Here is a 14,265-nt window from a genome sequence, read left to right as displayed (position 1 = left end):
TTAAATCCTTTTACGAGGTGACATGCTTAAGCTTGTCTTCAAGCTTACGCGTTGATGTTTTGGCAAGGTGATCCAAGCGTGTGCTGAAAAACAAACCGGACAAGGAGGCGACCATTCCCGCTAACGTCGGGATAGTGGCTTTAGAAATACCTGAAGCCATCGCCCGAGGACTCCCTGTGCCTACCACCGCTAATGTATCGAACACATGGATCATACCCACAACCGTCCCTAACAAGCCCAATAAAGGGCACATTGCGATCAACACTTTGACGATGGGTAACCCGCGTTTATTTTCTATGTCACGGATTGAAACCAGCTCTTGCCGTATCATTCGCGCTGCCCAACTGCGATGCTCTGGGCGCTGTTGCCATTGGCTGACTACCGATTTTGCCGCACGAGGTGCTACAAAAATAAAGTAAAACCAACGCTCTAACAGCGCACACCACAGAAAGACACTGAGCACAAAGATGGCGACCAATACATCGCCACCCATGCCGAGAAAGTGTCGAATCGACGCTAACTCAGAGAGTATCCATTGCATGACATCTCCTTAGCTTTCCGCTGTATGAAGCTTTTCCTGATATCGTGCAATAAAGCCAGCGCTTTGTTCCTCGAGGGTTTGTACCAATCGACGCCCTTTACTGTGTACGAAGGTGTAGAGGAACAGCAACGGAATCGCGACGACCAGGCCAAGCATGGTAGTAACCAAGGCTTCTGAAATGCCACCAGCCATTAGCTTGGGATCACCGGTACCAAACAAGGTAATCGCCTGGAAGGTGCCAATCATCCCCATGACCGTACCGAGCAGGCCGAGTAGCGGTGCTACCGATGCAAATAACTTGATTGAGCCAATAAAGCGTTCAATCTTAGGCGCATTGCGCATGATGATTTCATCCAGTTTCGCTTCCAAGTCTTCTAAGCTGGAGCCTTGGTGTTCTTTGTAGGCTTGGATGACTTCACCCAGTGGGTTGTCTTTCAAGACTGCGTCACTCTTCTTCTGTTTACGCATCTTGCTGCCAATTACGGATAGGCGCAGGTAGCACAACAGCGCGATGAGGACACCAACCGCACCCATGACAAGAATGATGTAACCTACCAAACCACCTTGGTCGATACGTTCTTGTACGTTAGGGCTTTGCACCAGTAGGGAAAGGATCACACCACGTGACGGATCAAGATAAAGTGGCGCGTAGGCACTGGATGCTGACTCAAAGGCAGACACGTTCGACAAAATATTGCTAGCTGGCTGGCGGGCAAGTTCTTCAAATTTGCCGGTCTCAGGGACGTAAGTCAGGTATTTACCGTTGGCAATCGCGTTAAATTCACCAATGAGTGTGACTTCATCGCTCGCTTCGCTGCCCTCGCCATACACCACAGTTGCAGGAACCGTCGAGGTATCGCCCGATACGATCATCTGCTCCATCACCGTTTGCCAGAATTGCTCTAGCTCATTGATAGAGGGTAGCTCTTTGCTCTCGGCAAGCTTGGTCAGCAGTGCATCACGGTTCGGGAATTGCACAGCGTTTTGCGAGGCATGGAAGATACCTTTAAATTCACCAGAGAATTGACGAACCACGCCAAACATTTCACCTAGTGAGCCAGAACGCTGACGTAAGGTATCTGCCAATTCCGCCAGTTTCTGATCGTTCGCATCGAATGTGGCTTTAAGTTGCTCGCCGCGTTGGGTCTCGAAAGCCAATTGCTGTTTGGCTTCAGCGAGGAGTGCCGCTTGGTTTTCTTTATCTGCCAAAAACGCCGCTTCACGCTCTCGGTTTTGCTGTGACTCGGTCACACGGTCGTTCTTCACTTGGTTGAGAAGCTCATCCAAAGTGTTGGCATGTACACTGCTTAACGATAAAGATAGGGCAGTGATACCGGTTAGAAGATACTTGATTCCCTTCATCATTACTTCTCCCCTGTAAAGACAGGTAGCTCAATCAGTGCAGGTGGTGCTTGTTTCTTCGCGATACGCAGACCTTGCTCAACCGCATCACGATAACCTTCAGGAAGTGATTCCCATTGGTTGGTTTGCTTGTTCCACATACCGGTTTCTGCGCCATCAGGTGACTGATAGAACAGCGCTGTCCGCCCTACACGAAGAAAGTCATAGGTTTTGACATCGCCGTCACGTTCCATGCTGGCTTTGTAGGCTTCAATGTTACGAGAGAAGCCTTCTTCGATTTGGTAGGCTTCAAGCACGCGACGGAATTTTTCTGATGTGGTGACATCGGCGCGATCCATCATTTCGCGAAGGCTGGCAATGCGTTTTTCGCGTTCGTTGAGCTGAAACGGTAAATCGAGTTGCACGAATTGATCGAGCGAATCAATCATTTTGAGTGTCAGCGGAACAATTTCCATCGCGGTCTGATCAATCTGGTTAATTTGCTTTTCCAGTGACGCCACTTCACTATTTTGCGAACTCACCATACGATCAAGCTGGTTATTATAAATACGCATACTGTCAAGCTGGCGTAAAACCGCTTTATATTCCGCGAGCATGCCATCGGTTTGTTCGCTGTATTGATCAATTTTTTGTTGCGATGCTTGTCCTGCGTTATTTTTACTTTCTACCGCCGACACAACGTCATTAGTAGAAGTAGCCATCGCAAACGAGCTGGTCAGCAACAGAGAACTGAGAATGGCGTTATTTAATCCCTTACGTACCATATCCGTTACCTGTTAAATTGCAGAGAAATAAGGCGCGGCGAAACCGCGCCAGGTTTGAGTTAGAAGTTATATTCGGCTTCAACGTAGAGTTGACGTCCCAGAGGGCTGTCATAGTCATAGGCATAGAATGGTGATGTATCACTCAGCGGATCCGCAGGTGGTTGTTTATCAAACATATTGATCGCACCCAAAGTGACTTTACCTTGATCATTGAAGGCGTAAGTTGCGGTTAAGTTCCAAGTTGTCATGCTCGATACTTTGGTTTGCTGTCCTGCATCTTTAGCGTCTTGGCAGGTATCGAAGTAGTATTGATTGGCATAACCTGTACACATACTATCGCGATATTTACCAAAGACATTGACGCTGTAATCGCCCATGACCCAGCCGAGGTTTAATGTGGCTGTATACTCAGGTAAGAAGTCGGTTTCATCGATGAGTGGTTCACTATCGCTCTCACGGTATTCAGCGTCAATGATCTTAGTCACCGACAGTTTAGGGCTGAAGGTACCGTAATTTTGAGTATCGTAAGAATARGATACCGACAGGTCGATACCTGAGCGCAATTCAGACGCTTGGTTGACCGGCCCATAAATTACATTATCGATCTCGCCATCACTGTTGCGCTTCACTTCCGCACCGGCATATTTACTTGGTTCATTGATTACATCTTGATAGCTTGGTGCTGTGACCACGTTTTCCATCTTGATGCGATACCAGTCTAGAGTCAGACCGAGATCTTCAACAGGCTCCCATACGAGGCCCAAGTTAATATTGGTGCTTTCTTCTTCTTCAAGCTCTTTGTTTGGCCCAGAAGTGACATCGAAGTATTGGGTATCACACTCAGGGATAGAGTCTTTATCCTGTGGGCCATTGCCCCCTGCATTTTCACATAACACAGGGTCAAAACCGCTACCAAATGCCTTGGTATCATCGCCGAACAGACGTTTCAGGTCGGGTGCACGGAACCCAAGCCCGTAACTACCACGCAATAGCAGGGTGTCGGTAGGACGATAAGCTAGAGAGACTTTTGGCGTAAAAGCTCCGCCGGTTGACGAATCGTCAAAATAGTGGTCATAGCGACCCGCGAGTGTCATTTCAAGGTTTTCAATGATAGGAACTAAGGCTTCAACGCCCAACCCGATCTGATCGCGATCGCCACCACCGGATGAACCGCCTAAGCCTTCAAAACGGCTGTTTTTGGTATTTTCATCGATGGTTTCGAGATAATCAGTTCGATTCCACTCGCCGTATACTGAGAAGCTCGACATGCCCGCAGGAAGTTCGATTAAATCGCCACCCAATGACGAGTTCACCGAATACAGCTTAGTACGAGCGTTTTTGGTCGACGTTCCCTTATATTTTTCTACGGTCTCCGGAGAAAGACGCGCAAGGAGGTCGATTTCGTCGTTTTTCACCGCATCGCCGATACTGGCAAAAATGGCTGGATTATCGGTCTCGACTTTTTGCTCTGAGTAGCTTGCGTAAGCATCCCAGCTATAGTCGCTTACGTAGCCATCGAGCCCGACGGTGACACCATAAGAGCGTGATTCTGTGTTACTTTCACGGTTGCCAAATTCGACCATGCGTCGAGTATAGGTACCTTCTCCTCGGCTGTGAGTCGCATCGGTTTCGACTTTTAATGCGCCGGGCTCAAACGTGGAGTTGGTTTCTTTGTGGTTAAACCGTGCTTCCGCAGTGGCCATCAAATCAGGTGTGATATCGAATTCACCACGAAGCATTAGATCCGCTTGCTGGTTTTCTGGTTTTAAGGTCCGACGTGACGCCCGGTTAAAACCACATTTTCCATCCGCGCGCGCGACGCCGTCTCCTTCAAGAAAATCTTTACAGTTTTCACTTGGTAAGGTGATATTGTCGCTAGCATCGACGAAGCTGGCTCCGTAGCTCGAGTAAGCACTCAAGGCCGAGCGTGCTGAGTTATCGTCGCCGGCCCAGCTTTTGTCTTTTTGCTTGAGAATATCGTTGCCAGCAAATTGGCCAACGAAGAATACACGTTTTGAATCGAGGTCTTTACCGGCGACCACATCGAGACGATCTGCTGAATAACCCCCGCTGGTCGTTTGGCCATGGCGACCTTTAACAGAAACACCGTCAAAGCCTTTTTTCATGATGAAGTTGACTACCCCACCAATGGCGTCTGACCCATAAACGGCTGACCCCGAATCGGTGAGTACCTCAACACGTTCAATGGCAGCAACGGGGATCTGACCAATATCTTGGAAGTTTGTTGAGCCATTTTGTGCCAGTGGGTACTGAGGTAGGCGACGACCGTCAATCAAAATAAGTGTGCGCGATGCCCCAAGGCCACGTAGGTTCACTGACTGTGCGGCTGGGGTAAAACTAAAAGAGTTCGTTTGCGACAGATTACCGCCGGTATTTTGAGTTAAGCTGTTGAGAATATCTTGTGCGCTATTGAAGCCTTTGGCTTGGATATCCTCACTGCTAACTACAGTAATGGGACTCGGCCCTTCCACTTCAGCACGTGATATACGCGAACCCGTCACTTTCAGCTTCTGTAGTTCTTGCGCTTGTTCTTGAGACTCGTCCGCGATAGCGGTTGAGGCGAATGTAAGTGATCCCACTGCGAGACCAATGGCAACAGACAGTGCCGTTGTTCTTGTCTTCATCCTTGATTGCTCCCTGTCATTTGACTACTTCTTCAGCGCGTATCTTCAGTACAGCTCTTATCCCTGAGCGCGCATGACAGCCAGATATACCGAATGTTTCGTCTAGGCGTCAAACAAGTGACAGCGACACTCTCTATTTGCGCTTTCATGGTTTTGTCCGCTTATTTTGGTGGTTTATTTTGATTTTTGGCGATCAACTATGTCTATATGACTGGCTTTTTGTTTTTTGTTGGAGAATTGTTTCATTATGGGCGGGATGAGCGTGCTTGGTTGCGCGATGAGTGGATATGCTGAAGATGAATGAATTTAAAGAATATACAACTATTTAACATTCTAGGGTCTGTCGCCGCATAATCTACCTAATGCGTGCATCGGTAGTAGTGGCGTTCACAGGTTCAACGAAAAAGCAGTGAGTTCAGTTTCAAACTGACATGAGTTAACAAAAAATGACATTAATTTGACAATTGTGTTTATAGCGTCTATGGAAACTTATGCGATTTTTTTGCGTAAATTTCTAGAGTAAACACTCAATTGATAGTTTTGTCATATTCTGTAATTTTACTGTCATGTGAATGAATATTGTTTTTTTTATTTTGTAAGTGGCTGGTATCGAAAGAGAAAAAAAGTCTCGCCGTGCAAGTGGAGATCGTTGATTGTGTCGGCAAATCAAGATAAATATAGACCACTTAATTGAAGCGTGTCATACGGATAAATGTTTTTACGCCCGGGATGGCATAAAAACATTTGTGAGAAGGTAGGCCAATGTCGCCTGCCCAAGCATCAGTTAGCTGAAACATAGTTAACAGGGAGTAGTGGACTATGCTGTCGTACTTTTTACGTCGGTTGTTGTTGGTGGTGCCGACTTTTCTTGGCATTACTATTTTGATCTTTGGTATCACCCGTCTTGTGCCTGGGGGACCGGTCGAGCGGATGATGACGCAAATGCAAGCACAAGCCGATGGTGGCTCTAGCCTGCAGCGTGCTGGTGACAGCTCGGCGTTATCGGAAGACCAAATTGCCGAGTTACGCGCCTTTTATGGGCTCGATAAACCCGTGCTGGAAGCCTATGTTGATTGGCTGGGCAAACTCGCCAATTTCGACTTGGGCGAGTCGACGCGCTACTACGAGCCGGTCACTGACATGATCGCCGAGCGTCTGCCTGTCTCGTTGTTTTACGGCGGGATGACCTTCTTTATCAGTTATTTTATCTCTCTTCCGCTCGGTTATTACAAAGCCCTCAAACACGGTTCAGTGTTTGACTCCTCTTCCTCTGTGCTGATCTTTATCGGGTTTGCCTTACCCGGCTATGTGGTCGGGGTATTGCTGATCACCTTGTTTAGTTATCACCTCGAGTGGTTCCCAATGGGGGGCTTTGTTGGCGATGCTTACTACGACGCGACCAGTTTTTGGGAGCGCGCCAAAGATGTGATGTGGCATGCGGTTCTGCCGCTGATTTGTTATCTGATTGGTGATTTTGCCACTCTGACCATGACGATGAAAAACAACCTGATGGAAAACTTATCTGCCGATTATATTCGCACAGCCATCGCCAAAGGGTTGCCGTTCCGTTCGGCGGTGCGCAAGCACGCGCTGCGCAACAGCTTAATTCCGATAGCCAGCCATTTTGGTAACTCTTTATTGTTCTTTATGACTGGCGCGTTTTTGATTGAAGTGATTTTCAATATTAACGGCATTGGCTTACTTGGCTATGAGTCGATTATGGAGCGCGACTATCCGGTGGTGATGGGCATTGTCGCCATCAATGCGCTTTTACTACWGGCCGGCAACATTATCTCAGATATCTGTGTTGCTATGGTTGACCCTCGCGTGAAGTTTGGATCTTGATATGTTGACGTTTAGCCCTTTAACTCAAAAGAAAATCCGCAGCTTTAAACAAATTAAACGCGGTTACTGGTCGTTTATCATCCTTGCCGTGATGCTGGTCTTATCGCTGTTCGCCGAGTTTTTTATTAACAGTAAAGCGTTAATGGTCAAATACAACGGCGAGTATTATTTCCCCGTATTGAGTGATGTGCACTTGGCGAGCGATTTTGGTCAAGTGGGCACTAGCGAAGCTAACTACCGTCAACTTGCCAAAGCCTTTGCCGCGCAGGGCGGTGACAATTATGTGGTGATGCCACTAGTGCCGTGGAACCCGCTTGAACAAGACTTTAGCGGCGATTTTCCACCGACTGCGCCAAGCGCCGAAAACAAGCACTATCTTGGCACCGATGAGATCGGACGCGATATTCTCGCCCGCCTTGTCTATGGCTTTCGAACCGCAATGGGTTTTGCATTGCTGACCATGGCCGCCTCGTATGCGATTGGCACTGCGGTAGGTTGTGCAATGGGCTTTTGGGGTGGCAAGTTTGACTTGTTTTTCCAGCGCTTTATCGAAATCTGGTCGATGGTACCGTTTTTGTACGTGATCATGATATTGGTCTCGATTCTTCAGCCCACCTTTGCCCTCTTTGTAGGGATTAACGTACTGTTTGGTTGGATGGCGATCACTTGGTATATGCGCACCATGACCTATAAAGAGTCAGCGCGCGATTATGTGATGGCCGCGAGGGCGCTGGGGGCGTCGACCAGCCGGATCCTTTTCCGTCATATTTTACCCAACACTATGGTGATGATTGTTACTTTGGCGCCYTTCACCATCGCCCTCAATATTACCGCACTAACGGCGCTGGATTATCTCGGCTTGGGGCTGATGCCACCGACGCCAAGTTGGGGGGAGCTGTTGCAGCAAGGCAAATCGAATTTGGATGCGCCATGGATTGTTGCATCCGTGGTGACCTCACTGGTGGTGGTATTGGTGATGGTGACCTTYATTGGTGAAGCGGTRCGCGCTGCYTTCGAYCCGAAAAAATTCACCCGTTACGAYTAATTATTAGCACARTGWGCAATGTKTGAATCACGATARGGAMATCACGATGAAAAAACTGATCCTTGCGACCTCAATCTCRATGTTTAGCCTGAGCGGTTGGGCAGCCTCGTTGCCTGAAAACCTCAATTGGCAAACCAACTGGGATGCCCCCAAAATTGGCTCACCAGAGGCAAAACGCGGTGGTACACTGCGTACCCATTTATTAAGTTTTCCGCAGACATTGCGCACCGTTGGCCCAGACTCCAACTCAGGTCTGCGTAGCTATTTCCTCGATGAAATGCCCTCATTGGTGAAACGTCACCCTGACACCTTGGAATGGATCCCGGATTTGGCCAACGAGTGGGCGTTTGGCGATGATCATAAAACCATCTACTTTAAGCTTAATCCAGACGCGACCTGGTCTGATGGTAAGCCAGTCACCGCTGATGACTTTGTCTTTATGATGCAGTTTTATCGCTCCAAAGATATTGTTGCGCCTTGGTATAACGACTATTACACCAACACGATTGGTGGTGTCGAAAAAATAGATGCCCACACCATTGCCGTGCGCAGCGCGATTGAGAAAAACGATGACGATTTGCTGTATATCCTTGGCAGTCTCGTTCCACGTCCTGCGCATTTTTATGCCAACCCACGCAAAGATGAAAACCAAGATGGTATCGCTGATGACTATGTGCGCCGCTATAACTTTAAGGCCGAGCCTACAGTGGGGCCTTATGCGTTAGGACGAGTGCAAAAAGGCCGTAGCGTCACCTTTGAGCATGTGGATGACTGGTGGGGTTATACCAACCCGTATTATCAACATCGCTACAACGTCGATAAGATTCGAATGCGCGTGATCCGAGATAATGACATTGCCATGAAGCACTTTGAAAAAGGCAATTTGGATGTGTTCGATTTGATTCTGCCCGATATCTGGCACGACAAAACCCAATCTGAACCCTATAGAAAGGGCTACATCACTAAGTATTGGGGATATAACGAGATCCCAGTTGGCGCGGGTGGCTTGTGGCTAAATACCGCCATGCCATTGCTGGATGACATCAATGTGCGCAAAGGCATCATCTATGCCACTGACTTTGATGGCATGATCAAAAAAATCACCCGTGGTGACTACTCGCGTAAACCGCATGCGATGGGCTTTGGTCATGGTGAATACGACAACGACGGGGCAACACCGCCTGCGTTCGATCCTAAAAAAGCGGTCAGCTATTTCGAAAAAGCCGGCTTTAATCAGGTGGGACCAGATGGCATTCGTATCAACGACAAAGGCGAGCGTTTAAGCTTTGCCATCACTTATGGTTATCAACACCACACGCCGCGTATTGCTTACTTAAAAGAACAAGCTAAAAAAGCGGGTCTGGAATTTACCATTAACTTGGTCGATGGCTCATCGGCGTTTAAATACGTGTTGGAGAAAAAGCACCAAATTGCCTTTCTCAATATGGGCACTTCCGAAGTTCCTGCCTATTGGGAATACTTCCACTCGGATAATGCCAATAAAGCGCAAACCAATAACCATACCAATTACAGCGCTCCAGAGTTGGACGCGTTAATTATGGCTTACAAAACGGAGTTTGATCTGGAGAAGAAGTATCAGTTGTCGCACCAGATCCGCGCTAAGATTTCTGAGGCGAGCGTGATTGCCCCGGGTTACATGGTGCCGTATGTACGTCAAGGTTTTTGGCGTTATGTACAAATCCCAGATAACGCGATGACCAAGCGCACAGAAACCATGATAAGTAACGGGTCGGTGATTGGTCTTGGCACATACTGGATTGATGAAGCGATGAAAGAAGCCACCGAAGAAGCCATGGACGAAGGTAAAGCCTTTGAACCTACAACCATCATTGATGACAGATACAAGCTGTAGAGGCGATTATGACGCAGGATGTCATTCTATCGGTTAAGGATTTGACCGTTAATTTTACCACTGACGATGGCCCCCGTGAGGTACTTCACGGGGTGAGCTTTGAGGTCAAAGCCGGGCGCACGCTCGGCTTGGTAGGCGAGTCGGGTAGCGGCAAAAGTGTCACCGCGATGTCAATCATGGGATTACTTCCAAAACCCTATGGGCAAATAACGGGTGGTGAAATCTTGTACCGCGGGACCGACTTGGTCACTCTGCCCGCCAAAGAGCGCTATGCAATGCGCGGCAATCGGATCTCGATTATCTTTCAAGACCCGATGACAGCGTTAAACCCTGTGCACACCATTGGCCGACAAATCAATGAAGTCTTGACGCTACACCGCCCAGAGCTCGACAAAAAAGCCCGCGCGGCGTGTGCGCTCGACATGCTGGCTAAGGTGAAAATCCCGATGCCAGAAAAGCGGCTGAACGAGTATCCGCATAACCTGTCTGGCGGGATGCGTCAGCGGGTAATGATCGCGATGGCACTGGCCTGCAAGCCCGATATCTTGATTTGTGATGAGCCAACCACCGCCTTGGATGTAACGGTGCAGGCCTCGATTTTGGATCTGATTAACGAGCTGCAAGAAGAAACCGGCATGGCGGTAATTTTTATCACCCATGATCTGGGGGTAGTCGCCGAGGTATGTGACGATGTTGCCGTGATGTACGATGGCCAAATTCGCGAACGGGCCGATATTTTCACACTCTTTGATCACCCAGCCCATCCGTATACCAAGCGTTTGTTGGGATTAATGCCAGGGCGTCACCATCAACCCAAGCAGATGATTGATATTCGTCCGTTGGAAGACTTTGATGCTGCGCCATCATCCACGTAGTTGCAGGAGAACGAGATGAGCAAGGAAGTCCTCAGAGTAGAAAATCTGAAGCAGTATTTTGTCTCGGGCAAAGGCCTGCTTCGTCAAGGCTACACCATTAAAGCCGTCGATGGCGTATCGCTCTCGGTGTCACAAGGCGAAACGCTGGGGCTGGTCGGTGAGTCGGGATGTGGCAAAAGCACCCTTGGCCGTACCATGCTTAAGCTGTTTGAGCCGACTGAAGGGAAAATTTTCTTTGAAGGTAAAGACATCACGCATTTATCGCCACGTCAGATGCGGCCACTGCGCAAAGACATGCAGATTGTCTTTCAAGACCCGCTCGAGTCGCTAAACCAGCGCCATACCATCGGCGGGATCTTAGAAGAGCCCTTTATTATTCACAATATTGGCACCGCGAAAGAGCGTCGTCAGTGGGTACTTGAGCTATTAGACAAAGTCGGTTTACCCCATGATGCGGTTAACCGCTATCCGCATGAGTTTTCGGGCGGTCAGCGCCAGCGAATTGGTATTGCACGAGCGATCGCCCTTAAACCGAAACTGCTTATTTGTGACGAATCCGTCTCCGCCTTGGATGTGTCGGTGCAGGCGCAGATTCTTAATCTGTTGCTGAAACTCCAGCAAGAGATGAACTTGGCGATGATTTTTATCTCCCACGACTTATCGGTGGTTCGCCATATCTCCGATAAGGTGGCAGTGATGTACTTTGGTCATGTGGTAGAAGAGGGGCCGACTGAAACCGTCTACCATCATCCCCAGCATGAGTACACCCAAAAGCTACTCTCCGCGATCCCAATCACCCACCCCAAATATCGCAAACACAAGCGCCGCGCCGAGCAACCGGTGGCCGAAAAAAAGCCTGAAGCGGTGAGTTAAGTACACGCCCCTCTGATGAGGGGCGTGGTTGTTTGGCCTGTCGGCACATCGAGCCGTTGATAGAGTCTGGCTTAACTCTTTGTTGCTATTGTTTGAAAAGTATAGAAAAGTGATCCTTTCATAGCGCCTACAACCCGTGGTTTGTAAGGTGAAACTGGCTCATCAAGTGGAAGGAAAATGCAGCAGGTCGGAATTTATGAGCAGCTGGTAACGCAGCTTATTGAGAGCCGTATTGATCGAGAACGATTCTATGTTGGTGAGCGAGAGCTTACCAGCAACGAGGCGTCCGTTTGGTTGTCTCGCTTTTTATCGCATGTTTTACATCATGTGCTCGACGCGGTGCCCGCCAGTGACGATCGCCTAGCTCAGCAGATTTCGCTATCCAACCAATTCTTGCTGTGGCTGAAAACCCAGATCCACGACAAAGACATTATCGACGATAATCTGCTCGCGAGTCAGGGGAAAATCCTGACGGCCCTTTATGAGTTTGAAAACCCGATAGCATCTGATTTAGCGCGTTATGTGCAAGATGTTTTCCCACTCACCGGCTTAACGCAAAGTGAGCTTTTTTGTGGCAGTAACGCGGGTCTTTCATTGGAATCAGAGCTGAAAAGGGAGATTTTATCCGCGGACAAAATCTATTGGTTGGTATCATTCATCAAGTGGGCGGGGATAAGAATTTTCCGTAAAGAGCTGGAAGCCTTTACCCGCAGTGGTCGCGAGTTAAAGGTCATCACCACATCATACATGGGCGCGACAGACGCGAAAGCGGTGGAGTATTTAGCCAGCCTACCTAATACCGAGGTGAAGTTAAGCTACAACACTGAGCGCGAGCGTCTTCACGCAAAAAGCTATTTGTTTCTGCGCGAGACCGGCTATCACACCGGTTATATCGGATCGTCAAACCTCTCTCATTCTGCTCTGACGAATGGTTTGGAGTGGAACCTAAAAATTACCTCGCAAGAAATTCCCCACATTATCAATAAATCACTCAGCACCTTTGAAACGTATTGGGCGTCGAATGAATTTGAACGATTTGACGGAGATGTAAAAAGTACCGAAAAACTGAATCAAGCCCTTCGGCAGCAGCGGGGTGGCGAAGAAGATGGTGCTACGTTTTTCTTCGACCTCTCTCCTTTCCCTCACCAGAAGGAGATTTTGGAGCAGCTGACGGTTGAGCGCCAGACGCATCAACGTTTTCGCAATTTAGTGGTGGCGGCAACAGGCACTGGTAAGACACTGATCTCTGCGTTTGATTTTGCCCGTTTTTTGAAAAAACACCCTGATGCCAACTTTTTATTTGTGGCCCATCGTGAAGAAATCCTTAAGCAAGCGCGTGCGGCCTATCGAGGGGTATTACGTAACAGCACCTTTGGCGAGCTGTGGGTCGGTGGTCACACGCCAGATCATTACCGTCAGCTGTTTGTCTCGATTCAAACATTGAACAACCAGCTCGATACGCTCAACTTGACGGCCGATTACTATGACTACATTGTGATTGATGAAGTGCATCATATTGCTGCGAGCAGTTATCGAGCGATTTTGCACTACTTTTCGCCGTCAGTACTACTGGGTCTGACGGCGACACCCGAGCGTCACGATGGCGGCGATATTCTCGCGGATTTTGGTGGCGTTATTGCGGCTGAGGTTCGGTTGCCAGAGGCGATTAATCGTCGTCATCTTTGCCCATTCCAATATTTTGGTATTGATGATGATACCGATCTGAGGACCATTCCTTGGCAACGTGGCCGCTATGATATTGCACAGCTGACTAACCTTTATACGTCCAACCAAGCGCGGGTGGATAAGATATTACTCAGCATGAACGAGATCATCACGGATCTTAGCCGTATGAAAGCGCTCGCTTTTTGTGTGAGTAAAGAACACGCTCAATACATGGCTCAACAGTTTTCACTGCAAGGGCTTAAGGCGGATGTGTTGACCAGCGACAATCGGCATGAACGCCAGCGAAAGCAGCAATCGCTGCGCGCCGGTGAGGTGAATGTGCTTTGTGTGGTTGATATTTTCAACGAGGGGGTCGATATCCCAGAAGTGGATACCTTATTGTTTCTGCGTCCCACCGAGAGTTTAACCATTTTCCTTCAGCAGCTAGGCCGCGGTTTACGGCTAGCCGAAGGCAAAGAGTGCTGTACCGTCCTGGACTTTGTCGGTCATTCGCGTCCCGAGTATGACTTTGCAAACAAGTTTCGTGCGCTGGTGGGCAAGAGCGCTCGAGCGATTAACCATGAGATTGAACAAGGCTTCCCACATGCGCCTTTGGGTTGTCGTATTGAGCTTACTAAGCGCACCCAAGAAATGGTCTTGGATAACATCCGCAAAGCGTCGTTAACGCTAAGGCGCTTAGTGGCAATGGTTCGGCAATATCCTCACCACACCCACCTGCCGCTGACGCTAGCGAACTTCCTAACCTTGTATCCGCAT

Annotated in this window: 10 protein-coding genes; 6 read left to right on the top strand and 4 right to left on the bottom strand. The window is 48.7% G+C overall.

Annotated elements, in window-relative coordinates; genetic code table 11:
* Positions 1 to 10: 10 nt before the first annotated feature.
* Genes BZG83_RS06150 through BZG83_RS06135 form a run of 4 tightly spaced genes read right to left on the bottom strand, consistent with a single transcriptional unit; the run spans position 11 to position 5,312 of the window.
* On the bottom strand, positions 11 to 541 hold the full coding sequence (locus tag BZG83_RS06150) for a MotA/TolQ/ExbB proton channel family protein (protein WP_069588959.1): 531 nt from the start codon (positions 539 to 541) through the stop codon (positions 11 to 13).
* 9 nt (positions 542 to 550) lie between these two features.
* A complete protein-coding gene (locus tag BZG83_RS06145) occupies positions 551 to 1,903 on the bottom strand; it encodes a MotA/TolQ/ExbB proton channel family protein (protein WP_069589053.1) in 1,353 nt (450 codons plus the stop codon).
* Positions 1,904 to 1,905: 2 nt separating this feature from the next.
* Positions 1,906 to 2,667 carry a DUF3450 domain-containing protein gene (locus BZG83_RS06140; protein ID WP_077455043.1) on the bottom strand — a complete coding sequence of 254 codons (762 nt, stop codon included), beginning with the start codon at positions 2,665 to 2,667 and terminating at the stop codon, positions 1,906 to 1,908.
* Between the two features lie 59 nt (positions 2,668 to 2,726).
* Positions 2,727 to 5,312: a TonB-dependent receptor plug domain-containing protein gene (locus BZG83_RS06135; protein WP_077479775.1), complete on the bottom strand. Its 2,586-nt coding sequence runs from the start codon at positions 5,310 to 5,312 to the stop codon at positions 2,727 to 2,729.
* Between the two features lie 819 nt (positions 5,313 to 6,131).
* Here BZG83_RS06135 and BZG83_RS06130 point away from each other — a divergent pair.
* The 6 genes from BZG83_RS06130 to BZG83_RS06105 form a co-directional block, all read left to right on the top strand.
* Entirely contained in the window at positions 6,132 to 7,157 is a 1,026-nt protein-coding gene (locus BZG83_RS06130) for an ABC transporter permease (RefSeq protein WP_077479774.1), read from the top strand.
* 1 nt (position 7,158) lies between these two features.
* Positions 7,159 to 8,202: an ABC transporter permease gene (locus BZG83_RS06125; protein ID WP_077479773.1), complete on the top strand. Its 1,044-nt coding sequence runs from the start codon at positions 7,159 to 7,161 to the stop codon at positions 8,200 to 8,202.
* Between the two features lie 46 nt (positions 8,203 to 8,248).
* On the top strand, positions 8,249 to 10,075 hold the full coding sequence (locus BZG83_RS06120; RefSeq protein WP_077479772.1) for an extracellular solute-binding protein: 1,827 nt from the start codon (positions 8,249 to 8,251) through the stop codon (positions 10,073 to 10,075).
* An 8-nt stretch (positions 10,076 to 10,083) separates the two neighbouring features.
* Positions 10,084 to 10,950, top strand: coding sequence for an ABC transporter ATP-binding protein (locus BZG83_RS06115; protein WP_069588948.1), 867 nt, complete (start codon positions 10,084 to 10,086; stop codon positions 10,948 to 10,950).
* Between the two features lie 15 nt (positions 10,951 to 10,965).
* Positions 10,966 to 11,823: an ABC transporter ATP-binding protein gene (locus BZG83_RS06110; protein WP_077455048.1), complete on the top strand. Its 858-nt coding sequence runs from the start codon at positions 10,966 to 10,968 to the stop codon at positions 11,821 to 11,823.
* A 177-nt stretch (positions 11,824 to 12,000) separates the two neighbouring features.
* Positions 12,001 to 14,265: DEAD/DEAH box helicase family protein (locus tag BZG83_RS06105; RefSeq protein WP_077479771.1), on the top strand; the 2,265-nt coding region annotated here is incomplete at its 3' end.

Source organism: Salinivibrio sp. PR919 (genome assembly GCF_001995355.1).
Taxonomy (GTDB): Bacteria; Pseudomonadota; Gammaproteobacteria; order Enterobacterales; family Vibrionaceae; genus Salinivibrio; species Salinivibrio proteolyticus.
The sequence above is the reverse complement of the archived record's forward strand: the minus strand, read 5'-3'. Positions and strand labels throughout refer to the sequence as shown.

Bases quoted from the DNA above. Each gene is read 5' to 3' on its own strand.
- BZG83_RS06150 (WP_069588959.1), bottom strand. From the start codon at position 541: ATGCAATGGATACTCTCTGAGTTAGCGTCGATTCGACACTTTCTCGGC.
- BZG83_RS06145 (WP_069589053.1), bottom strand. From the start codon at position 1,903: ATGAAGGGAATCAAGTATCTTCTAACCGGTATCACTGCCCTATCTTTA.
- BZG83_RS06140 (WP_077455043.1), bottom strand. From the start codon at position 2,667: ATGGTACGTAAGGGATTAAATAACGCCATTCTCAGTTCTCTGTTGCTG.
- BZG83_RS06115 (WP_069588948.1), top strand. From the start codon at position 10,084: ATGACGCAGGATGTCATTCTATCGGTTAAGGATTTGACCGTTAATTTT.
- BZG83_RS06110 (WP_077455048.1), top strand. From the start codon at position 10,966: ATGAGCAAGGAAGTCCTCAGAGTAGAAAATCTGAAGCAGTATTTTGTC.